Annotated in this window: 13 protein-coding genes; 8 read left to right on the forward strand and 5 right to left on the reverse strand. The window is 58.7% G+C overall.

Going from position 1 to position 24,284, the window contains the following annotated elements; all coding sequences use genetic code 11:
• Positions 1-16 precede the first annotated feature (16 nt).
• Positions 17-718, reverse strand: a complete 702-nt coding sequence (locus PSH80_RS13085; RefSeq protein WP_057959645.1) for a response regulator transcription factor — start codon at positions 716-718, stop codon at positions 17-19.
• A 497-nt stretch (positions 719-1,215) separates the two neighbouring features.
• Between PSH80_RS13085 and PSH80_RS13090 the strand changes: the two genes are divergently transcribed.
• From PSH80_RS13090 to PSH80_RS13105, 4 genes are all read left to right on the forward strand, one after another.
• Positions 1,216-3,543 (forward strand): type I secretion system permease/ATPase, encoded by a 2,328-nt coding sequence (locus tag PSH80_RS13090; protein ID WP_200661253.1) that lies wholly within the window; start codon positions 1,216-1,218, stop codon positions 3,541-3,543.
• 62 nt (positions 3,544-3,605) lie between these two features.
• Positions 3,606-4,784 (forward strand): HlyD family type I secretion periplasmic adaptor subunit, encoded by a 1,179-nt coding sequence (locus PSH80_RS13095; RefSeq protein WP_367615842.1) that lies wholly within the window; start codon positions 3,606-3,608, stop codon positions 4,782-4,784.
• A 2-nt stretch (positions 4,785-4,786) separates the two neighbouring features.
• Positions 4,787-6,598, forward strand: a complete 1,812-nt coding sequence (locus PSH80_RS13100; RefSeq protein ID WP_225923787.1) for a TolC family protein — start codon at positions 4,787-4,789, stop codon at positions 6,596-6,598.
• A 181-nt stretch (positions 6,599-6,779) separates the two neighbouring features.
• Complete coding sequence (locus PSH80_RS13105; RefSeq protein ID WP_200661233.1) at positions 6,780-10,394, forward strand: transporter substrate-binding domain-containing protein; 3,615 nt, start codon at positions 6,780-6,782, stop codon at positions 10,392-10,394.
• 167 nt (positions 10,395-10,561) lie between these two features.
• Here PSH80_RS13105 and PSH80_RS13110 read toward each other — a convergent pair whose 3' ends face one another.
• From PSH80_RS13110 to PSH80_RS13120, 3 genes are all read right to left on the reverse strand, one after another.
• Positions 10,562-11,500 (reverse strand): OmpA family protein, encoded by a 939-nt coding sequence (locus PSH80_RS13110; RefSeq protein WP_057959642.1) that lies wholly within the window; start codon positions 11,498-11,500, stop codon positions 10,562-10,564.
• 328 nt (positions 11,501-11,828) lie between these two features.
• Positions 11,829-12,749, reverse strand: coding sequence for an OmpA family protein (locus PSH80_RS13115; RefSeq protein ID WP_057959649.1), 921 nt, complete (start codon positions 12,747-12,749; stop codon positions 11,829-11,831).
• 124 nt (positions 12,750-12,873) lie between these two features.
• Positions 12,874-19,821, reverse strand: a complete 6,948-nt coding sequence (locus tag PSH80_RS13120; RefSeq protein ID WP_305420497.1) for an Ig-like domain-containing protein — start codon at positions 19,819-19,821, stop codon at positions 12,874-12,876.
• Between the two features lie 448 nt (positions 19,822-20,269).
• Here PSH80_RS13120 and PSH80_RS13125 point away from each other — a divergent pair, with 448 nt between their 5' ends.
• The 3 genes from PSH80_RS13125 to PSH80_RS13135 are packed head-to-tail and all read left to right on the forward strand — an operon-like array spanning position 20,270 to position 22,561.
• Positions 20,270-21,811 carry a catalase gene (locus PSH80_RS13125; protein ID WP_057959504.1) on the forward strand — a complete coding sequence of 514 codons (1,542 nt, stop codon included), beginning with the start codon at positions 20,270-20,272 and terminating at the stop codon, positions 21,809-21,811.
• Between the two features lie 58 nt (positions 21,812-21,869).
• A complete protein-coding gene (locus PSH80_RS13130) occupies positions 21,870-22,262 on the forward strand; it encodes a hypothetical protein (protein ID WP_057959503.1) in 393 nt (130 codons plus the stop codon).
• 38 nt (positions 22,263-22,300) lie between these two features.
• Positions 22,301-22,561 (forward strand): hypothetical protein, encoded by a 261-nt coding sequence (locus tag PSH80_RS13135; RefSeq protein ID WP_152987932.1) that lies wholly within the window; start codon positions 22,301-22,303, stop codon positions 22,559-22,561.
• A 119-nt stretch (positions 22,562-22,680) separates the two neighbouring features.
• On the opposite strand, the gene PSH80_RS13140 is transcribed toward PSH80_RS13135, so the two are convergent.
• Positions 22,681-23,055 (reverse strand): C40 family peptidase, encoded by a 375-nt coding sequence (locus PSH80_RS13140; RefSeq protein ID WP_225923874.1) that lies wholly within the window; start codon positions 23,053-23,055, stop codon positions 22,681-22,683.
• 483 nt (positions 23,056-23,538) lie between these two features.
• On the opposite strand from PSH80_RS13140, the gene PSH80_RS13145 reads away from it, so the two are divergent.
• Positions 23,539-24,264 carry a molecular chaperone gene (locus tag PSH80_RS13145; protein ID WP_305420500.1) on the forward strand — a complete coding sequence of 242 codons (726 nt, stop codon included), beginning with the start codon at positions 23,539-23,541 and terminating at the stop codon, positions 24,262-24,264.
• Positions 24,265-24,284 lie beyond the last annotated feature (20 nt).

The following is a 24,284-nucleotide window of genomic DNA, read 5'->3' on the forward strand; positions in this document are numbered from 1 at the left end:
CCTCGGCCCTGCCCCCTCAAACGTCTTTAAGTTCCTGGTGCAGCTTGAACAGCTCGGTGTCCGTGCGCACATTCAGCTTGCGCAGTGCGGCCTGCTTCTGCCCGCTGATGGTCTTGCGACTACGCAGAAACTTGGCGGCGATTTGAGAGACAGACATCCCTCCCAGGCAACAACGCAAGACTTCGCGCTCCTTGGGTGACAACGCTGGATAATTGACCAGTGGATCACTGCTCTGCGCAGTCCCCTCTCCCTCTTCAAGTGATACTGCCACGGGAGCCTTGGGGGTCGAGTCCAGCTCGGCCGCCATGGACGGCGAAAGATACAGCCGATCCAGCGCCACTGTGCGAATTGCAAACATCAAGTCTTCAGTCGGCTGGGACTTACCAAAAAAACCATTGGCTCCGGCACGAATTGCCATATTGACGGTGGCAGGTCGCTCCACTGAAGAAAAAATCAGGATCCGTAAATCCGGATAATGACTACGCAACAGCTGGATCAAGCGCAGGCCATCCAGTTCGCCGTCCGATAACTGGTAATCCAGTATCAGCAGATCGGCCGTTTCGCTGCGTAGCGCTTCGAGCAATTCGGGGCTTCCCGAAAAAACCCCTGCAACCTTGAAGTCTGACTCAGAGGAAAGGCGGATTTTCAAACCTTCTCGAATCAACGCGTGATCATCGAGCAGGACAATTCGCAGAGGTGAAACAACCGACCACTTCATTCTCAGGACTCCATAACTCTGATAGCGCTATAGGAATATTCCTACAGATTCACCTCGCCAGAAGAACGTTATCCTAAATGTGGAATGAAAGAAAACTTAAAATAGTTTTGCCTATCTCCCCCATTGAAAAAAAAATTCAACGACGCAGCATGGATAGGTTAAGCCCTGATTTTTCATAGTATTACAGCGCCAACACGCCCCTCCGACCGCCTTTGAAAACGACCTGATCCACCCCCTCCTTCGACGTCCCCAGAGCCTGTATTGGCGGCCAGGCCTACGCGGCTTTTGGGACAAGTCTCGTTCACACATGTCCCCTCAACACTCAGACTTATCTCAATGGTCGGGAGACGTTCCAGGTCTCATCAAAATGCTGTTGCACTCCAGCGTCCCCCTGCACAAACACGCCGATAAGCTCGCCACAAGGCGAGCCCAGCCCAGGACTATATCTGATGGCTACTCATAGCGCGCTCGTTGAAAAAGACGTGGACGCACAGGCGATGCCTGCCCCTCAAACACAGATCCAGGACACTCTGTTGCAGAGCGTGTCCTGGACATGCGATCACTACAACCTGGGGAAGTCACCACAGGCCCTGACAGCGGGATTACCCAAAGTCGGCCTGCTGACGCCCTCACTGGCGATGCGCAGCCTGGCCAACGCCGGGTTGACCGCGGGCATGGTAGAGCGCCCTGTACGAGCGCTCCCAAAACAACTGATGCCGATCATTCTGCTGCGCAAGGATCGCGGTGGCTGCATCTTGCTCGGATACCATCCCGACACTGAAGCCGAGGACAAGCGCGCTTGCCGCTACCAGGTGATCCTACCGGAGATCAGTACTACGCCGGTGGACATCGATCAAGCCACCATGGACGAGATGTACACCGGCTTCGCCATTCTCGTGAAGCCCAAAGCCAAGATCGATGCGCGCGCCGGCGATGAAACGCCGCAAGCCGCCGGTCATTGGCTGTTCTCGACACTGTGGCGCTATCGCCGTTATTACCGCAGTGCTGCTATCGGTGCTGTGCTGATTAACGTACTGGCCCTGGCCAGCATTTTCTTCACCATGAACGTCTATGACCGTGTCGTCCCCAACCAGGCGTTTGTGACGCTCTGGTCGCTGGCCATCGGCGTGGTCGTGGCCATGGTCTTCGAGGCCATCGCCCGTTATGTGCGGGCACACTTGCTTGATCTCGCGGGAAAGAAAGCCGACCTGGTACTGGGCACGATGTTGTTTCGCCAGGCCCTGTCCATCCAGATGGAACACAAGCCCGCCTCCTCGGGCTCATTCGCCAACCAACTGCGCGAATTCGAATCGGTGCGTGACTTCGCCACCTCGGCCACTCTGGCGACCATTTCCGACCTGCCCTTCGTGCTGCTGTTCGTGGCAGTGATTTTTGCCGTCGGCGGTCCATTGGGCTGGGTGCCGCTGCTGTTGATCCCCTTGATTCTGATTATCAGCGTGGGCATCCAGTGGCCACTGGCGCGCACCATGAAAGAAAACCTGCGTGAGGCGTCTCTCAAGCAAGGGGTGTTGATTGAGTCCGTGGAAGGCCTGGAAACCCTCAAGGCCATCGGTGGGGAAGCCTATATGCAACGTCGCTGGGAAACCTTCAGCGCGCTGGCCGCCAACACCTCGATGAAATCACGCGAACTGTCCAGCATGGCGTCCGGCAGCGTGGCGTTTTTTCAACAGATCCAGACCGTGGCGCTGATTGTCATCGGTGTTTACCTGATTGATGCCGGCGACCTGACGATGGGGGCACTGATCGCCACCGTAATGCTGGCCGGGCGGGCAACTGCGCCCTTGAGCCAAGTCGTTGGCCTGGCGTTGCGCTTCCAGCAGGCCAAGGCGGCAATGAGTTCGCTCAATGGCCTGATGGCGATGCCCGTCGACCGTGATGTCACCCGCGAATATTTGCCCAAGCCCGATATCAGTGGCCAGATCAGCCTCAAGAACATCGGTTTCGCGTATCCCGCCCCTCCCATGCAACCCAACCCGGCCGTGCTGCAAGGCATCAATCTCGCGATCAAGCCCGGTGAGCGCGTCGCTATTCTGGGTCGTATCGGCAGTGGCAAATCCACGTTGCTACGGGTCATGGCACGTCTTTATCTGCCGGTCAGCGGGCAGATGTTCGCTGACGGCCTGGACGTCAATCAGATTGATCCGGCCGATTGGCGCAAAGCCGTTGGCTATGTCGGCCAGGATGCGCGCCTGTTCTACGGCACTCTGCGGGAAAATGTGATGATCGGGCGCCCTGAAGCCACGGCCGAGGAGTTCCTGCGGGTGATTCGCCTGACAGGCCTCGACCATGTTGCCGGGCGCCACCCCAAGGGCATCAACCTGCCCATCGGCGAAATGGGCGAAGGCCTGTCGGGCGGCCAGCGTCAGCTGGTTTCGCTGGCACGAAGCCTGCTCGCACGTCCCAGCCTGCTGTTGCTCGATGAGCCCACCAGTGCAATGGACGGCCAGACCGAGGTGCAGTTTCTCGAACACCTCAAGCGTGCCACCGAAGGCCAGACCCTGGTGGTGGTGACACACCGCCCCTCCCTGCTCGCCTTGGTGGAGCGAATCATTATTGTCGACGACGGCAAAGTAAGCGCCGATGGCCCCAAAGACAAGATCCTCGAGGCCCTGAATGGCAACGGCGCCAAAAACCCGGAAAAACCGAGTGCTTCCACGCCGGCCAAGCCACCCGCCGGCGTGAAGATCGGCCCGGCGCGGCCGGTTGCCCCTCAGCGTGTCTCGACACCTGATGCCTCCAGCAGAAACGACGCCAAGGCAGAGCCTGCCAAACCCCCGGAACAACCTGCGGTGACTCCACAATGATCAAGAAACTCTTTGGTCGGGGCCAACCTGCCTCGGACCTTATGCCCGGTGATGCCGCCTTCATGAACGATGTTCAGGAGTCGCTGCTGGCGCAAACCACTCCGGGTTCACGGCTGATCCTCCAGCTCATTGCCGCCGTGTTGATCGGCGGCCTGATATGGGCCTACTTCGCGCGAGTCGAAGAAATCACCCTGGGCGAGGCGAAGATTATTTCCAAGAGCCGCGAGCAAATCATTCAAAGCCTGGAAGGCGGGATCCTTGCCGAGATGAATGTGCGCGAAGGCGATGTGGTGGAAAAGGGTCAGATTCTGCTCAAGATCGACCCCACCCGTGCCCAGGCCAGCTACCGCGAAACCTTGTCCAAGGTGATCGGCCTGAAGGCAAGCATTACCCGTTTGCGGGCCGAAGCGTACCAGCAGCCGTTAGAGTTCGACGACATGGTCATGACTGACCCCGCGGTGGTTCTGCAGGAACAGCAAGCCTACAAGGCGCGCAAAAACGCCCTGGACGAAAGTATCAACGCACTGCAGCGCAGCTATGCCTTGTCGGCCCGGGAGATTCAACTGGCCGAACCTCTGGCTGCCAAGGGGCTAATGTCTGAAGTCGAGATTCTGCGTATGCGCCGTTCGGCCAATGAAATCAAATCGCAAATCGTCGAACGTATTAACCGCTACCAGGCCGAGGCCAACTCAGAGCTGGCCAAGTTCGAGCTGGAGCTGTCGCAGACCAGTGAGAACCTAGTGGGGCGTGCGGACGTAGTCGAGCGCACCACTATCAATGCGCCCGTGCATGGCACCGTCAAGAACGTCCGGGTCAACACCCGGGGTGGCGTGATCCAGCCCGGCGAACCCATTCTGGAAATCGTCCCCCTGGAGGACCAGTTGCTGGTGGAGGGCAAGATTCGCCCCGCCGATGTGGCATTCCTGCGCCCCGGTTTACCGGCGACCGTGAAGATCACGGCCTATGACTACGCCATTTATGGCGGGCTCAAGGGGCACGTCGAGCATATCAGTCCCGACACCTTGAAAGACGATCAAAAAGCCGCGGCAGGACGCCCGGACGATACCTACTACCGCGTCCTGGTCCTGACTGAAAGCAGCAGCCTGGAAGCCGGTGGCCGATCGTTGCCGATCATCCCGGGAATGGTCGCTTCGGTGGAAGTGCGCACCGGTGAAAAAACCATTCTCGACTACCTGCTCAAGCCCGTGCTCAAGGCACGGGAAGCGTTCCGGGAGCGATAAGCATGACGCCTTTCAAGCATCGCCGTTTTCGACTGACCCCGGCAGCGTGGCTGGTTTCCTGCTACCTGTTCGGCAGTCTGGGCGCTCAGCAGGCATTCGCTGAGGAACTGCTCAATTTTATGCCGGCTGCACCGCAGCCGCCTGCCGCCGCCGTGGCGACCCAACCTGGCAGCGCCGCCCCCCGTCGTCGCGACAACGATCTGATTTCATTCAGCCCAAACCCGGCACCGGCACCGGCAGCGCCGCCCGCTCCGGTCGCAACGGCTACGCCAGTGTTCAAGCCGGCTCCTGCCCTCGCCCGGCCTGAACCCGCGGCGCCTAAAGCGGCGTCTGTCAGTCGTAAAAGCAACGACTTGCTCACCTTCGAGCCGATAGCCTCGCCCCCGGTTGTTCGAACCGTCACCCCGGCCCGGCCAATACCGGCAGCTGCGGCTACCAGCCCTCAGCCTGGCGCGGGCAACGGCCTTGCGCAATTCACCCAGACCTCAAGGGTCGCCCGGGAAGCGGAACAACAGGTCCACAGCGTTTCCGCCCTATCGTTGGCCGCATTGCCACCGCGCCTGGCCGCCCGCAGCAGTGAAAGAGGCACCCTCCTCGGCCCCTCCGAATTCGAGCTGCGCCAGGTATTCAATCGCGCTGTGGAAGCTGCGATCCTGCGGGCACCGACTATTTCCCGGGCCAAAGCCGAACAACAAGCCGCCGTAGAAGACATCGACGAAGCCAAGGGGCAACGCTGGCCGCAAGTGGATGTCGGCACACAAACCTCACCGGTCAATATCGGCAAAGGCTCCGATGTCGACTCAGGCAGCAGCGGGATCAATTTAGCGGTCACTACCCCGGTTTACGATTGGGGGCGAATCGGTCATTCGATCGACAGCCGTGAACGTCTTTTGACCGCCGCCGAGGAAAACCTCGAGGCAGAAAAGGAAACCCTGGGCTACGAAGTCACCACTACCATCATCGAACTGGGCAAACAGCGCATCATTGTGGACCTTAGCCAGCAATTCGCCGACCGCATGAATGATCTGGTCAAGATGCTCGCCGGTATCGTGGCGGTCGATAAAGGCCGCACCAGCGAATTGACTCAGGCCAAGGCGCGTCTGCTCCAGGCTCAAGCCTTGCGTGACGCGGCCGCGGCCAAGGCTCGTGACGCCGAAATCAACCTGAGCAAACTGGTCGGTGAACGCCCGGTGCCGATCCCAGTCACACGGGAATGGAATATTCGCCTGGCCAACCTGGATTTGCTGCTCGACGCTGCCAAGGAGCACCCGACCATCCGTAAGTCCATCGCCGAAACAGAGTCCGCCGTGGCGCAAGCCAAGGCCGTCCGTGCAAGCGGGCTGCCGCAATTGAATTGGGTGATCAGCAAAAGCACGGCGGAGGACTCACTGGGGCGCGAGCAGCCATGGCAAACCAACCTGTCAATGACCTGGGGAGCATTTCGCGGAGGCTCCACCCGCGCCGCCGAGCGTGCAGCCCTGCAACGCGCCGATGCCAGTCGTTACGCCAACGATCAACAGCGTCGGGACCTGGAGTTTCGGATTCGGACCGCCGATCACGATGCTCGCACGATGCTGGAAAGGTCCGAGCTGTACCGGGACCTGGGGCAAGAGTCGGGACGGATCCGTGAGGATTTTTTCCAGCAATGGCACCACTTGGGCAAGCGTACGCTGCTCGACGTGCTGACCGCCGAAAACGAGCACTACGGCAATCAGGTCAACGAGATCAACAATCGCTTCGACGGCTACCAGGCCATTCTGCGTCAATACGCAGGGGCCGGCACACTGGCCCGCTGGCTGCGTACGGGGAGCTGACCAACCCATCGCCGCAGGGCCAGCGCTTCACGGTCACCCCCACCGGGCCCGGCCCTCTGCAATTGACTCCGGGACAAGCGTGCACAAGGTTGCTATTTTCAAAGGTGTAATGCCCGTGGCTCCCTTCAGGTGAATGCTATATCGGGCCCGACTAGCCGTGCTGTCAATGGAACGCCCCCCCTTGAACACTCGCTTTTTTTCATTCCCCAGGCTGCTGGGATTACTGATATTGCTGTGTGCTGCAAACCTGCAAGCACAAACACCCCAACCGGTTGAGCTGCTGGTCAATGCGCCAATCACCGCACCGCCTGTCACATTCGATGTGCAAACCCGGGCCTGGCTCGCCACACGCCCGCAGGTGAACGTCGCCATCTGGAGCGGCGCGCTTCCCCCCATGCACATGGGTTTTGAGCAAAGCCAATTCGAGGGTGTTACCGCGGACTACCTGGGCGTGATACAGGAGACTACCGGGGTACACCTGAAAATCTGGCGTTTCTCGTCCCGCGCCGAGGCGCGGGAAGCCTTGGAGCGAGGCCAGGTTGACATGCTGGCACTGCATGACGTCAGCGAGGGCCAGGACGGTGCCATTACCCAATCCAGGCCCTATCTGCTGAACCGCAAGGTCATGGTTCGGCGCATTAGCGAGACCCTGCTGCCCACTGCGGATCTGCGAGGACAGCGTCTGGCCTACGTCGGTGACGATAAGGTCGGCGCTTTTTTGCACAAGCAATACCCCCAGGCCACCCTGATCCAGCACAGCAACGATCTGAATAGCCTGACCTCGTTGGTCTACGACCAGGCTGACGCCCTGTGGACCGATGCAATTACCGCTGAATTCCTGATCAGGTTGCTTTACAGCAACGACGTCTATATTGCCGGCGATGCCCTCCCCACCTCGGCCGACATCAACTTCGCCGTCAGTGATCGCAAGCCCCTGTTGTTGTCTGCCATCAACAGCACGCTGGATGCCATCCCGCCTGTCGACACGATGCGAATTACCACGCGTTGGGGGCTGAGCAATAATTTTGTGGTCGAGCAACCACCACTCCACCTGGATGCGGCCGAGACCGCTTGGCTGGCCGCCCATCGCAAGATCAAGGTGCTGGTCGCCGGGTCTTATGCGCCGCTGACGTTTTTCGATGAGCATGATCGACTCCAGGGCTTGAGTGCCGACTTGCTGAAAATCATCGGGCAACGCACTGGCCTGCAGTTCGAGATCATTCGCAACAACAGCATTCCCGACATGCTCCAGCAGCTAAAGAGCGAACAGGCAGACCTTATCCTCGCCTTGAGCATTGGTGACTTGCGCCTGGCGCCTGAACAATATACCCGGCCGTATCTCATTAGCCCGTTTGTGGTGGTGACCCAACAGTCGGACGCGACCCTTCAGCGTCTTGAAGAGCTCAATGGCAAGCGCCTGGCCATCCCGTCCGGCAATCCACTGTCCGATTGGCTTTCCCGGCACTATCCCGAGATCATCCAGGTTCCGGTCGCCACAGCAGTGCGCGGCGTTGAAGAACTCTCCAACGGCAATGTGGATGCCAGCGTGCACACCCGCTTTGGCGCCGACTACTTCATCAAGCACCATTTTCGCACAGACCTGAAGATTGCAGCGGTTATCGGCCCCACGCCCGGACGTATCGCGATGGCCGTCGACGCCGCCGACATGCCGCTCAAGAACATCATCAACAAGGTGCTGCTTGGCATCCCTCCCGAAGAGCTCAAGACCCTGAGCGATCGCTGGCGTAATCATGCGGCACCGGCTGTCTCCAGCTCCTGGAGCACCTACAAGGACAGTGTCTACACGGTCATTGGGGTCGCGATCGCCTTCGTCCTGGCGTTTCTGGTCTGGAACTACTACCTGCAAATCCAGATCAAGAAACGACGCAGCGCCGAGTTGGCCCTCAGCGACCAATTGACCTTCAGCAAGACCCTGATCGACGGGTCCCCGATCGCCCTGTATGTACGGGATAAAGCCGGCCGACTGGCCCACTGCAACCGGGCCTATCTGGAGTTTTTACAGACAACCCAGGAAGAGATCATCGGCAAGACATTGCTCGAAGCCGGGGTGGTCTCACCGCAACTGGGCCGCCAGTACCAACAGATCTATCAAGACACCCAACGGCACGGGGAGCCGACCTACGCAGACCTGGAGATTGAAGTGAAGGGCCAGCAGCATCGGATCTATCACTGGACCCTCCCCTTTCAGAACAGTGTCGGCGAATTCTCCGGGGTGATCGGCGGCTGGCTGGACATCAGTGAACGTGAACAACTGACAGCGCAGCTGCATCGGGCCAAGGAAGCGGCCGATGAAGCCAATGAATCCAAGTCGATTTTCCTGGCCAGTATGAGCCATGAAATCCGCACGCCGATCAGCGCGCTGATCGGCTTGATCGAAATGCTGCGCGTGCGAGGTGGCAGCCCGCAGCAGATCGAGGAAAACCTGACAGTCGCGCATCAGTCCGCGCAGTCGCTGCTGTCGTTGATCGGCGACATCCTCGACCTGTCAAAGATCGAAGCCGGCGCCATGCACCCCTCACCGCGACCGACCCACCTCGGTGAAGTGCTGCGCGCCATTCATCACCTGTTCCAGATCAACGCACACAACAAACACCTCAGGTTCGACTTGCTGATCGAGGCCGCTGACCAGCAGGTGATCATCGACACGCTGATGCTGAACCAGATCGTCGCGAACCTGGTCAGCAACGCCATCAAGTTCACCGAGCACGGCTTTGTCGAGCTATCCCTGAAACAACTCCCCGATGAAGCCAAGTCTGACCTGGGCAGTTACGTGATCGAGGTGCGTGACTCTGGACGTGGCTTGAACGAGCAGGAAAAAAAAGCGATTTTCGAACCGTTCGTTCAAATTGCCCCCACGGGTGGGGAAGGACGCGGCACCGGCCTGGGGTTGAGCATTTGCACGCGCCTGGCGCCGATGATCGGTGGGCAGTTAAGTGTCGACAGCCGGCCGAACGAAGGGTCTTGCCTGCGCCTGCAGTTTCTTGCCGAACGCACTGAGCTGGCACCCGTGCAGGCCCCTGCGGCGACCACGGCCCAGACCGGCCGGCGCCTGAACATTCTGGTGGTGGAAGACCACGCGGCCAATCGCCTGTTGCTCTGCCAGCAAATCGAATACCTGGGCCATTGCGCCGTGGCCTGCGATAACGGCGTCACCGCGCTGGCGGAATGGGAAAAGGCCGTCCCACCGTTCGACCTGACCATCACCGACTGCAACATGCCCCACATGAGTGGTTACGAGCTGACCCGGCGCATGCGCGACATCGAGCAATCCCGTGCCCTGGGCGCCCATCCTGTGTTCGGCCTCACCGCCAATGCCCAATCGCAGATCATTCAGGACTGCCTGGACGCTGGCATGACCCAATGCCTGTTCAAGCCTCTGGGCATCGAAGCCCTGACGCAGCACATCGGTGTGGTCTCGGCCCAGGTCGAGCGCCGGGCAAGCGCTGCCGCCACCACCGGCGGCGAACTGGGCAAGCTCAAAGTACTGGCGCCCGAAGCGTATCCCGGCCTGGTGGACGAACTGGTCAGGACCAACCGTGCTGACGGTGCACAACTGGAGGCGCTTGCCCACGAAAACGACTTCGAGAAAGTCATGGGCCTGGCCCACAAGATCAGGGGCGGTGCACAAATGGCTGATGCCCAGGCGCTGATTGCGGCCTGCACGGCGTTGGAAGAATCGGCGTCGCGGGGCGACAGTACGGTCTGCCAGCAACAGGTCAACCACCTGTTGAGCGAGATGATGTCACTGGAAGTCGACCTGTTAGCTAGCCTGTAGGCGTGCCAGGGCTGGCCATCTACACACGTCCCCAAGCAACACCAAAAGACTCGGGTAGAGACCTATGCATCGAGGGGCTGGATTTCAAGCAAAAAAAACGCCGTGCCCGCGGTCCAGGCACGACGTAAAAGACGAGAAGCACAGCTTCTCGAGAGGGGATCAATTCTTTATGGCTGGGGGCGGTCAAGCTCCACGCGGATGGCCACCCGGCGATTCGGTGCATAGCAACTGATCTGCTCGAGCCTTGGCCCGTAGCAGGTGTGCACCACAGGCTCGCGGCTGCCGGCACTGTCGGCGCTGAGGATGGATTCGGCGATGCCACCATCCAGCAACATCTGCCGCACGGTATTGGCCCGCCGCTCCCCCAGCAACTGATTGTCGGAGGCACTGCCGAATGGGTCGGTGTGCCCGGTCACCTGCACGTGTTTGAGCTGTGCATCATCGCTCTGCAGTTCAGCGAGCAACTGGCCGATGGCCGTGCGTCCGGCGAGGCTGATGTCGCGGTAATCCGACTTGCCATAGGCAAACAGCACATCACTGGCCAAGGTGTAATGCTTGAAGCGTTCATCGTCCTTCAAGTGCGCATAGTAGCGACAAGCCTCGACACTGGTGGCGCGGGACAGTGCATGCATCTGCATACGCGTGGTGCTCAACTCCTGTTCAGCCTGGGTACGCTCGATCGGCATGGGGAAAGTATTACCGTCCTCGCGCACTTTCAGGTAGTAAGTGCGCCCGCCTTCCAGGTTGGCCTGATACAGGTCCGTGCGCTTGCCATTGTAGGTCGGGGCATCGTTCAGGTAAGCGCCCAGCGTATGATTGCCGGGCGCCAGGCAGAAACTGGTGAACCCGCCGGGCAACAAGCCGGTGTGGAATTGCTGGTCGATGTAGACGTGGGCGGCGCCGTTGCGCTGCACCCCTGCCTTGTTGCGGTAATACACCACTTGCGCCTGGTCCACCGCCACTGGCGGCAACCCGATATACGCGGCATAAAATACCCGCCCCGCTACCTGGCCGGCCTTGGGCTCTTGCGCCAATGCAGGACAACTGATGAGTAAGGTAGCGCCGACCAGCAGCGCTACTCGATGTGTGTTTCGCATGAAGTTCATCTGGGTTCCATCGCCAGCGCCAGCCATCGGGCACCTGGAAAAACAAACGGAATGGGATTGGCAATGATGGCCAACCGTTCGAGTCAGAATTATCCGAAAGGCCGCGCTGCGCAGCTATAAGACCCGTCTCAGAAATGGCCCACATGGCCAGACAAAACGGGGGTTAAGTGCCTAATGCCGTAATTCACTGCAGGAGCGAGCTTGCTCGCTCCTCCACAGAGCAAAAACCGCTCAAGGGCCTGCCCTCCCTGTTCAACAGGCAAAAAAAACCCGACGCTATCCGTGCGTCGGGCCAAAAGCCAGGAGAGGGGAATCTGCCTGGGAAGTATCAGTTACGCGTGTCGACCCGCACCACGACGCGACGGTCGGCGGCGTAGCAGGCAATCTGCTCGGAGCGCGAACCGTAGCAGCCATTGCTTACCGGTTGATCCGCGCCGGCACTGCTGGCGCTGACTGCCGAAGACGGCAAGCCGCCGTCGAGCAGCAAACGACGCACGGTTTGTGCGCGCTTGAGGCCCAACGTACGGTTAGCGGCGGCAGAACCGATGGCATCGGTATGGCCAACCACTTCGATACGGTCCAGGTTGGCGTTTTCCTGCTTCAGTCGGGTGACCAACTGGCGGATGGCTTCGCGGCCCTGATGGGTGATGTCCTGGTAGCCCGACTTGCCAAAGGCAAACAGCACGTCGCCAGAGACCGCGTAATCCTTGAACTGCGCCACCGGCATTGCCTGGTAGTCACACGCCTGCACGGTCGAGGCACGGGACAGTGCCTGGACCTGCTTGCGCATGCCGGCCAGCTCGCGCTCGGCTTCTACGCGTGTTACGGCCTGGGGAGCGCCGTAACCGTCTTCGCGAACCCGCAGGAAGTACGTCTTGCCGCCGTCCAGGGAGGCCGAGAACACGTCGGTGGTCTTGCCCTTGTACTGCGGCGCATCTTTTACATAAGCGCCTAGGCTGTGATTGCCCGGTGCCACGCAAAACGCGCTGTAACCGCCTGGCAACAGGCCGGCATGAAACTCGCGGTCCACATACACGTGGGCGGCGCCCTGTTGGGTGCCCATGGCACTTGAGCGGTAATACACCACTTGCACCTGACGGTCAGAGACCGGGGCCACAGGCATGTATTGATTGCCAAACACCTTGCTCGAGACAGCCCCAGGGGTGAAACCCTCGGCCGTGGCGAACGGGGCACTGGCCAACGCCAAACTCAGCAGTGCAGCGTTAAAGACGGTGATACGTTTAAACATGATCATGACTCCACCGCGAACACCGTGAGGTGCCCGCAGATATTGAATGGATTAAGGCTGGAGCGAACCAACCGATTGGCAGCGCGAGCCGTGTACAGGCTGGGCCTGCACACGGTGTTCGCGTTTACACCAGGTTGGTGGTTACCCCGTCCTGAACCAGCAATTGAGCATCGAGGCTGGAGTGTTGGAACACGTTGTACGTCACCCCTTCCACGATCACCTGACCCTGACCTGCCCAATCACCCGGGTCGGTGCCGTCGGCCAGCAGGTCGTCGAGGTTGACGACGTCGCCAGCGTTGCCTTTGATCATCATCTGCGTGGTGTCATCCGCGGTGAACAGGCTGTCCCCCCCTTGCGACAGCACATCGGACAGCGACAGGTTCAGCGTGTTGTCACCAGTGCCCGTGAGATCGATGACCTCAATGGACGAGACCTGGTTGCCCAGGGCCGACAGGTCCAGGAGCTGGTTGGCGCCCGTCAACACCAGCGTATCGATGGCATCGCTGCCTTCGGCTACCAGTGCCGCTTCGTCACCCTCGGTGACATAGATGACATGGTCAGAAGTTGTATTTGACTCGTCCGCCAACGGCAAGTTAGGAAGGGCTAAGTCTGCGAAAGATATCTCGTTAATATATAAATGTCTTGAGTCAGGATTGTCTATTACAAAGCTAGAAAACTCCAAACCGTCAGGCATCGAGATATGCCGCAGTCCATCTGACCCCCCCAGCATAATCTCAGTATGAATCAGCTCCCCGTCCGCATTGTAAAAAGTAATAATGGTATCCAACACACGACCGGCTTGAAGCGTTAATTTAAAATTGAGTGTACTTGCCGTTTCGCCTTTCAGGTCGAACTCAACCTTGGCCCCAAGGATCGCCAGTTGCTGCCCAGCAGCATGCCCCTGGTTAATAAGGCCAACACCAGCCCCCCTCGGAACATTATTTTCTATCCTTGTGAGCGTAAACAAATCGAGCTCAAACGGAACACCCAAATCAAATTTATGATTCAGCGGCAGCCCCTCAAAACCTTCGGTCTTGATCGGGCCATTTGCCAAGATGAGATTGTCTACGAACAGGCCACTCCCTGCATTAACGTCAGTCTCAATCTCAAATCGGCTAAACTCCATGCCTCCAGGCATTATAAACTGCTGCGAGCCTGGCTCTTTAGAAACGGTATCCGTATGAATCAGCACGCCATTCGCGTCATAAAATCGAATTTCGTTAATATGCTGTGCACCAAGACCGGACGCTTCCATAACAAGTACACTTGAAGAATCCCCCTTCAAATCAAAATCAAGTTTACCGTAGATCCGCAACATTGGGTCGCTGATAGTGTTAGGGTTAACAGGCACCACATCGCTCGAGCCGCTTATGTTCGTGATCGCCATCGCCTTAAGATCAAGAACACTTCCCACTGCAATACCGCCGAGTGGCGCACCATCAAAACTCTCGATGTTGCTATAGGTGCCAAAAACCGACGTAATACGAAGATCAAATTGATCACTGACCGGCCCTTGATTACCGGCTAGGTCGACCGACGAAGCCGTCAGACCATGAGAACCTGAACTCAGCGGTGTAACAACCGAGTAACTCCAATTACCGAACTCATCAACCTGTACCGTGTCGATTGGCACGCCACTGTCGAAGATGGTCACGGTACTGCCAGGCTCGCTGGTACCACTGATCAGTGGGGTACGGTCCGTCGTCTCGTCGCCCGGATTGATAGGGGTCGGGGTGCCGTCGTCATTGATCACAGACGTGATCTGCGTGATCGGCGCCGTGGTGTCAATGATCACTGTCCATGGAGCAGACGGTGCACTCTGGTTACCGGCCGGATCCTGGGCAATCACGTCGAACACGTTGGTCGAGCCATTGTTCAGCGCCGGGTTTGGCGTGTAGGTCCAGCTACCGTCCGGCTGCACGGTGACGCGGTCCAGTTCATTACCGTTGTTGCGGATAATGATCGTGTCGCCGGCTACGCCACTACCCACCAGGGTCGGTGTGGTGTCGTCGGTGGTCGAACCATCCACCAGCGGGTCCTGGATATCGCCCACGTCATCGCGGATTTCATCAATGGTCGGGGCCGCCGGGGGCGTCAGGTCGATTTCAAGGTTGAAATCAGCCGTCGGTGCGCTTTCACCACCTGCGGCGGTGACCACTGTTGCGGTGAACGCATAGCTACCTTCGGGCAGCGGCGGGTTAACTTCGTACTCCCAACGACCGGCATTGTTGACCGCTACACCCTCCTGCAACAGCACGCCATCGAGGTAGATATTGACGGTCGATCCCGGTGTTGCCTGACCACGCAGGGTCGGTGTGGCGTCGTCGGTCACGCTGCCACTGGCCAGAGGATCCTGGTTCGGGCCCACGTTATCCAGCGCCTGTTCGATGCTGATGGCAACGGCACTGGTATCGACGGTGAAGTCGATCGGCGTGCTTTCAGGGCTACGGTTACCGGCTGCGTCCACGACTTCAGTGCTGAAGCTATGCGAGCCATCGGCCAGCGGTCGTGCCGGGGTGTAGCTCCAGTTACCAGCGCCATCCACCGGTACGCGATCAATCTCGACGCCACCGTCATAGATGATCAAGGTGGTGTTGGGCTCGGCAGTACCGCTGAACGTCGGGGTATTGTCGTCAGTGATATCGCCGCTGTTGATCGGACCGGTAATCGCACCCACGTTGTCTTCAAGCTGACTGGCATCTGCCGCCGCCGGTGGAGTGATATCCACGGTGATCGGATAATCGCCAGTCGCCGGGCTGACATTGCCGGCCGAGTTGGTCGCGGTTGCAGTCAGGTTGTTCAGACCTGGCGTCAAGGCCGGGCTTGGGGTGATAGTCCAGTTGCCGAGTGCGTCTGCCACTACGCTACCGACGGGGACACCGTTGGCGAACAGAGTGACGGTGGAGAAGGCCTCAGCGGTACCACTCACTTGTGGCTCGGTATCGTTGGTGCTTTCGCCTGGCATGATGTTGCCGACGTTATCGGCGATATCGTCGAACACACCGGTGATGCTTGGCGCTGGCGGCAGGCCACCGGCAATCAGCTCGAAGTCGACGCTGTTGGACGGCGCGCTGGTGTTACCAGCAGCATCGACAGCCTCTGCCGTCAGGTCATGCGGGCCATTGAGCAGTGGCGGCACCGGGGTGTGGGTCCAACTGCCATCGGCACCGACGGGTACGCGGCCGATTTCCCGGCCATTGTCATAGATGATCACCGTCGTGCCAGGCTCGGCCTGACCACGGATTTCCGGCTGGGAATCGTCGGTGATGTCGCCCGGCATGATATTGCCGGTCGAGGTGCCCTGGTCATCGAACACGCTGTCGATGGTCGGGGCCACAGGGGCTGCGGTGTCGATGATGATGGTCCATGGATCGGACGGCGCGCTTTGGTTGCCGGCCGGATCCTCGGCGATTACGTCAAACTGATTGGTCGAACCATTGTTCAGCGCCGGGTTTGGCGTGTAGGTCCAGCTACCGTCCGGCTGCACGGTGACGCGGTCCAGTTCATTACCGTTGTTGCGGATAATGATCGTGTCGCCGGCTACGCCACTACCCACCAGGGTCGGTGTGGTGTCGTCGGTGGTCGAACCATCCACCAGCGGGTCCTGGATATCGCCCACGTCATCGCGGATTTCATCAATGGTCGGGGCCGCCGGGGGCGTCAGGTCGATTTCAAGGTTGAAATCAGCCGTCGGTGCGCTTTCACCACCTGCGGCGGTGACCACTGTTGCGGTGAACGCATAGCTACCTTCGGGCAGCTGCGGGTTAACTTCGTACTCCCAACGACCGGCATTGTTGACCGCTACACCCTCCTGCAACAGCACGCCATCGAGGTAGATATTGACGGTCGATCCCGGTGTTGCCTGACCACGCAGGGTCGGTGTGGTGTCGTCGGTCACGCTGCCACTGGCCAGAGGATCCTGGTTCGGGCCCACGTTATCCAGCGCCTGTTCGATGCTGATGGCAACGGCACTGGTATCGACGGTGAAGTCGATCGGCGTGCTTTCAGGGCTACGGTTACCGGCTGCGTCCACGACTTCAGTGCTGAAGCTATGCGAGCCATCGGCCAGCGGTCGTGCCGGGGTGTAGCTCCAGTTACCAGCGCCATCCACCGGTACGCGATCAATCTCGACGCCACCGTCATAGATGATCAAGGTGGTGTTGGGCTCGGCAGTACCGCTGAACGTCGGGGTATTGTCGTCAGTGATATCGCCGCTGTTGATCGGACCGGTAATCGCACCCACGTTGTCTTCAAGCTGACTGGCATCTGCCGCCGCCGGTGGAGTGATATCCACGGTGATCGGATAATCGCCAGTCGCCGGGCTGACATTGCCGGCCGAGTTGGTCGCGGTTGCAGTCAGGTTGTTCAGACCTGGCGTCAAGGCCGGGCTTGGGGTGATAGTCCAGTTGCCGAGTGCGTCTGCCACTACGCTACCGACGGGGACACCGTTGGCGAACAGAGTGACGGTGGAGAAGGCCTCAGCGGTACCACTCACTTGTGGCTCGGTATCGTTGGTGCTTTCGCCTGGCATGATGTTGCCGACGTTATCGGCGATATCGTCGAACACACCGGTGATGCTTGGCGCTGGCGGCAGGCCACCGGCAACCAGCTCGAAGTCGACGCTGTTGGACGGCGCGCTGGTGTTACCATCAGCATCGACAGCCTCTGCCGTCAGGTCATGCGGGCCATTGAGCAGTGGCGGCACCGGGGTGTGGGTCCAACTGCCATCGGCAGCGACGGGTACGCGGCCGATTTCCCGGCCATTGTCATAAATGATCACCGTCGTGCCAGGCTCGGCCTGACCACGGATTTCCGGCTGGGAATCGTCGGTGATGTCGCCCGGCATGATATTGCCGGTCGAGGTGCCCTGGTCATCGAATACGCTGTCGATGGTCGGGGCCACAGGGGCGGTGGTGTCAACGATCACGATGTACGGATCGGACGGCTCGCTGGCGTTGCCCGCCGGGTCAGTCACGATCACGGTGATCGGGTGCGGGCCTTCAATCAGCTCGGGGTCCGGAGTGAACTCCCAACGACCGTCTTCGCCAACAATGACTTCGCCGATTTCCACGCTGCCATCAATAATGGTGACTTTGTCGCCAGGTTGCAGGCCGCCACCGCCAAAGGTCGGGGTGCCGTCGTCGGTGACGCCGCCATTACCGATATCGCCGATGATCGGGCCAACGTTGTCGATGGCTTCTTCGATGCCACCGGTGCCGATGCCTGGTTTGACCGGTGCAGTGGTGTCAACAATCACGATGTACGGATCGGACGGCTCGCTGGCGTTGCCCGCCGGGTCGGTCACGATCACGGTGATCGGGTGCGGGCCTTCAATCAGCTCAGGGTCCGGAGTGAACTCCCAACGACCGTCTTCGTCAACAATGACTTCGCCGATTTCCACGCCGTCATCAATAATGGTGACTTTGTCGCCAGGTTGCAGGCCGCCACCGCCAAAGGTCGGGGTGCCGTCGTCGGTGACGCCGCCATTACCGATATCGCCGATGATCGGGCCAACGTTGTCGATGGCTTCTTCGATACCACCGGTACCGATGCCTGGTTTGACTGGCGCGGTAGTGTCGACAATCACGATGTACGGATCGGACGGTTCGCTTTTGTTGCCTGCAGGATCCGTGACAATCACGGTGATCGGGTGCGGGCCTTCAATCAGCTCAGGGTCCGGAGTGAACTCCCAACGACCGTCTTCGCCAACAATGACTTCGCCGATTTCCACGCCGTCATCAATGATGGTGACTTTGTCGCCAGGTTGCAGGCCGCCACCGCCAAAGGTCGGGGTGCCGTCGTCGGTGACGCCGCCATTACCGATATCGCCGATGATCGGGCCAACGTTGTCGATGGCTTCTTCGATGCCACCGGTTCCAATGCCTGGCTTGACCGGGGCAGTGGTGTCAATGGTGACAATGTAAGGGTCTGACGGCAGGCCGGCATTGCCCGCCGCGTCAATGGCGATGGTGGTAAAGCTGTATTCACCATCCTCCAGGGCTGGCGATGGGGTGAACGTCCAGCTGCCGTCGGCTTCGACGGTGGTCTCGCCGATTTTTTCGTCGTTGGCGTAAATTTCCAGGGTGGCACCTGGCTCGGCGGTACCTGTCAGCGTCGGGGTTTTGTCGTCGGTGAGGCCATTTGGTGCGATCACACCTTGCTGATCACCCTCGTCATCACTGATGGCGTCGATGATCGATTTGCCTGGCGCGGTGATGTCGATGATGAAATCGAATTCGTCCGAAGGCCCGCTGGTATTGCCGTCTTTGTCCTTCTCGACAACGATGATCGAGTGCTCGCCTTCCGGCAGCGGCGTGGTAGGCGTGAACTCCCACTTGCCGTCATCACCCACCACCACTTCGCCGATCGGCTTGCCGTTGTCTTCGATGATGATGGTGTTGCCGGGGGTGCCTTCGCCGCTGAAGGTCGGGGTACGGTCGTCAGTAGAGTCGCCCTTGTTGATTGGGCCTTGCACATCGCCGACATCGTCGGTGACGTCAGACAAGGTTGGGGCGCTCGGAGCGATAGCCGAACCGCCATCCTTGTTATCGTTATTGTCATCGTCGCGGGTCAGCTTGTAAGCGGCGCCCAGCAAACCGAGCGCGCCCAGACCGAGCAGAGCTGGCCAGAACCAGCCGATGCCATTACCGGCAACCAGGCCTTCACCGAAACCTACCAGTTCCTCGGAACCCAGTACTTGTGGCGACGACACGCCATCGGCCAGAAATGCCGCTGCGTGATCGTCTTCGGCGTCGGAAGAGATGTACTCGTAGTAGGCACCGTCTTCGGCTACACCGACCAACTGGCCGGGGTGCTCGTAAAAACCTTCGATAATCAGTTGTGGCTGATCAGGGTCGGTACCTTCGGTGGCCACATGCAGGTCGTTGCCGACGCGCTTGATGGTCAGGTTCTCGGGGGCAACGGTTTTTTCACCGGCCTCCGCGATAATGTATTTACCGTCCTTGACCGCTTTGATTCGGACCGGATCGCCTTGTTTGGTGGTGCGAAGCTCCACCGATTCGGTAATCGTTTTGCCGTCCACTACGGCGACGTTCACTGCGTTTTTGTTCACTGTGATGCCTTCATTCGTCAGATTGGTCACCGCGCCGAAGTTTCGACACGTCCTAATTATCCAAGGCCCGCCTATTCAAAAAAGCGGTACCAGGGGATAGGACGAATCTTGGCCCTCGTTCACCTTTGTCGATATGAGACATGTCCCAAAACTGGGAATATTCCTACGCAGTTCGCGACAAGCACCCGCTAACTAAAAGTAACTTCCTCATCCAATCTAATAATGTCTTTAATCAGAGCCGAAGCTGCCCGGCCGTTGATCGCTAGCCACTTAACATTTGATTATCGGGAATTGAGACAAGTCTTACATTGATAGTGTGTCGTTCTGAGTAAACCTTTAAAGGCACTCTTCCCATTAAATAGAAGTACTACGGCTTGAGGCTCTCATGTCGGCAAGGCATCTATTCGGGTGGGCGGTGGTGTTCTCAGCCAATAACCAGGAATTCAGAATGAAGCCCCCCTTCCCCCTCCATGCTTTTACCCCGCGACGCTTGTTGTGCATTGTTACCACCGGCACGCTGTCGTTTTCGGCGCTGGCCGTTGACCTTACCCGTGACAACGGGGCCCCGGTCGGCGACAACCAGAACTCGCAAACGGCAGGCGCCCAAGGGCCGGTGCTGCTGCAAGACGTGCACCTGATCCAGAAGTTGCAGCGTTTTGACCGCGAGCGCATTCCCGAGCGTGTGGTGCATGCCCGCGGCACCGGGGCTCATGGGGTGTTTACCGCCACCGATAACCTCAGCGAACTGACCCAGGCCAAGGTCTTTGACAGCGGCACGGTCACCCCGGTATTTGTGCGCTTCTCATCGGTGGTGCATGGCACTCACTCCCCGGAAACCCTGCGCGACCCACGCGGTTTCGCCACCAAGTTTTACACCGCGGACGGTAACTGGGACCTGGTCGGCAATAATTTCCCGACCTTTTTTATCCGTGATGCCATCAAGTTCCCGGATATGGTCCATGCCTTCAAGCCAGACCCACGCACCAACCTTGACGACGACTCACGTCGTTTCGATTTCTTTTCCCATGTCCCGGAAGCCACCCGCACCCTGACCGAGCTGTATTCCAACGCCGGCATCCCGGCCAGCTATCGGGAGATGGACGGCAACGGCGTACATGCCTACAAGTTCGTCAACGCCAAAAACGAAGTGCACTACGTCAAGTTCCACTGGAAAAGCCTGCAAGGCACCCGCAACCTTTCACCTAAACAGGTGGCCCAGGTACAAGGTGCCGATTACAGCCATATGACCCAGGATCTGGTCAGCCATATCAACAAGGGCGATTTCCCGAAGTGGGACCTGTATATCCAGGTGCTCAAACCACAAGAGTTGGGCAGCTTCGCCTTCGACCCGCTTGACGCGACCAAGGTCTGGCCGGACGTCCCGTTGCGCAAAGTCGGGCAGATGGTGCTGAACCGCAACCCGGCCAATGTGTTCCAGGAAACCGAGCAGGTAGCCATGGCGCCTTCCAATCTGATCCCGGGCATCGAGCCTTCCGAAGACCGTCTGCTGCAGGGTCGCCTGTTCTCCTACGCCGATACCCAGATGCATCGCCTGGGCGTCAACGCGCTGCAACTGCCGATCAACGCCCCGAAGAAACCCGTCAACAACGGTAACCAGGATGGTGCGATGAACACCGCCAGCACCACGACGGGCATCAACTACCAGCCGAGCCGATTGCTCCCGCGTGAAGAGCCGGCCAAGGCGCGCTACAGCATCCTGCCCCTGACCGGCACTACGCAGCAGGCCAAGATCCAGCGCGAACAGAACTTCAAGCAGGCCGGCGACCTGTATCGCTCCTTCAGCCATAAAGAGCGCCAGGACCTGATCGAAAGCTTCGGCGGCTCACTGGCCAGTGCGGACGACAAGAGCAAGCACCTGATCTTGTCCTTCCTGTACAAGGCCGACCCTGAGTACGGCACCGGCGTCACCAAAGCGGTGAAAGGCGACCTGTTACGCGTCCAGGCATTGGCTTCGACGTTGAGCGACTGAGCAAGTGTTTCGCTGCCCGCTACGGGCAGCGAAAACCGCGCCGAACAAGGTGATCCACATGCCCAATAAAGAATTGAGAATACTGGTCGCAGACCCCAGCCTGCCCAGGCTGATCCGGATCGAAAGATGCTTGAACAGGCTTGGCTACTACAGGCTCCTTGCCTTGCAAAGCAGTCAAGACCTTCAGGTCATGAGTCATAGCCTGATCGACTATTTTGATGTGCTGATTGCAAACCAGGTGCTGGCTTCGTCTGTCAAAAGCACTCCCTCGGCGCAGCCTCAACCCGCCGCCGGGAAAACACGCCCTACCTTGCTGTATGACTGGCTGCATTTGCCACCCGACATTGAACTGATCGAACGCTTTATGACGGAGATTGATCCCCCCTCTCCCTGGGCGTGTTTGAAAGATCTGCCGTGGGCAAAAGGTGCACCCAGGGGCAGCAGGCAATGATGTGGTACAGGTGTCTGCCCATCATTAGCGTGTATGCCTTGAGCCTGGCCGGATGTGCCAAGCCAACGATACAGCCTGAGCTCATAGAAGCACGCGAGCGGTTTACCCAACTTCAGAATAAACCCGAGTCGTTTACATTGGTCGTCGATGAAGTAAAGGATGCATTTGCCGTACTTATCCAGGCCGACCTGTTATCCAATACCGATATCGACGCGCCCGAGGTCAGCCAGCTCTCGCGACTGGCCATGCAAAAAATAGCGCTTGCAGAACAAGCGATTATCGCGCGCAAGTCCGAGTGATTTATGCAATGGGGAAAGGATGCCAGTATGAAAAAAAGCCCGCGAGCGGGCTTTTATAGGGGGATGGGTCGGTGATTCGTCGCCAGACCAGCTCCTGCCGCGCACCTAGATGGGGCGAATCAATGAAAGCGTTTCGCTGTGTAATAACTTTTATTCCAGTAGCTATTGTTCAACGAGTCGATGCGGATACTTTTACCTGTTCTGGGCGAATGAATAAACCGACCACCACCGATATAAATCCCCACATGCCGCATGCGGTTCGCGCCATTATGCTTGAAAAAAACAGCATCTCCGGACTTTAGTTGATTACGGTAGATCGTTTTAGCCGGTGAGCTGAGCATTGAGGCGGTCGTACGCGGAATATTGATGCCTGCTTCACTGCGAAACAGATAAACAATCAACCCGCTGCAATCAAACCCTTTGCTCACTGAAGCACCACCCCACTTGTAGGGCGTACCAATCAACTCGTGGGCTCGCGATACAAGATTGTCCATATGGCCTGACGGCTTATTGACAACGCTATTATCCTGATTCGCCCATTTGGATTTGCCAGAGGTACTTTGTTTTGTGGAAGCAAAAAGATAATCCGAAAACAAATAGCTGAGCACTATCATAAATGTAAACTTTGACACGTTATGCACCGAAAAATAGAGGTAAGTTAGCTGGGGTGCAATGGTATTCAGGAGGCGATGACCAACACATAGGATTTGTCTCAGTCGTGCCCGTTGGCGTGTAGGAATCGACGAACGGGGGGCGATTCTGTGTCGTGAGTTGCCCTCGGATTTTGCCCATGGCCTGTGGCAACGCTTCCAATACTCATCCCAACGCGAGACGTTTGGCGGTGACAAACACAAAGCCCCCCAGCCCTGAGCCTGCAATTTTCCCTTTTAAGAATCGCCTGAGAGAATCCCTGACGCCCACCTCCTACCATGGACCCCGAAGCCACTCCAACACACCCAGGAAAGCTACGGGCCCTCATGTCACCTCTCAACCACTTGCCATTCTGCCGCTCCCTGCTTTGGATCAGTGCGCTGATTGCAGCGTTGCTGGCCCTGGCGCCCTGTGCGCAGGCGACGGTCAAGATTGAAGGCACGCGCCTGATCTACTTTGGCCAATATAAAGAAGCCAGCATCAATATCGTCAATCAGTCCCCCAGCGAACTGGCGGTGCAAAGCTGGGTCACCCGCGAGGACGATGATGCAACGTCGCCGGTGCCCTTTGCCGTGGTCCAGCCGCTGGTTCGCCTGGATGCTCAACAGCATCACCTGCTGCGCATTCTGTACGCCGGCGCAGGCTTGCCCAGCGATGTGGAGTCGATGTTCTTGCTTAACGTCATGGAAATCCCGCTGAAGCCGGAAGCCGCCGACAGCGTGCAATTTGCCGTGCGCCAGCGCCTCAAGCTGTTCTATCGCCCGGCCGGGCTGGCAGGCAGTTCGTCAGAGGCCGTGCCGCAACTGGTATGGAGCCGGACCGATGGGCAAACCCTGACCGTCACCAATCCCAGTGCGTTTCATCTGTCCCTGGTGGATGTGCAAGTCGACAAAGGCGGCCAGGTTCAAATGCTGGACGACTACCTATTGCTCAAGCCCGGTGAACGCAAAGTCTTCAGCACCCAGGCCCCCATCAGCGTCGGGAGCCAAATCAACTTTACCGAAATCACCGATATCGGCTTGCAGGCCCGCCATCGCGCGGTTCTCAAGTGATGGAACGCGGGGAATACCGA

It is taken from the genome of Pseudomonas sp. FP818 (genome assembly GCF_030687335.1).
Taxonomy (GTDB): domain Bacteria; phylum Pseudomonadota; class Gammaproteobacteria; order Pseudomonadales; family Pseudomonadaceae; genus Aquipseudomonas; species Aquipseudomonas shahriarae.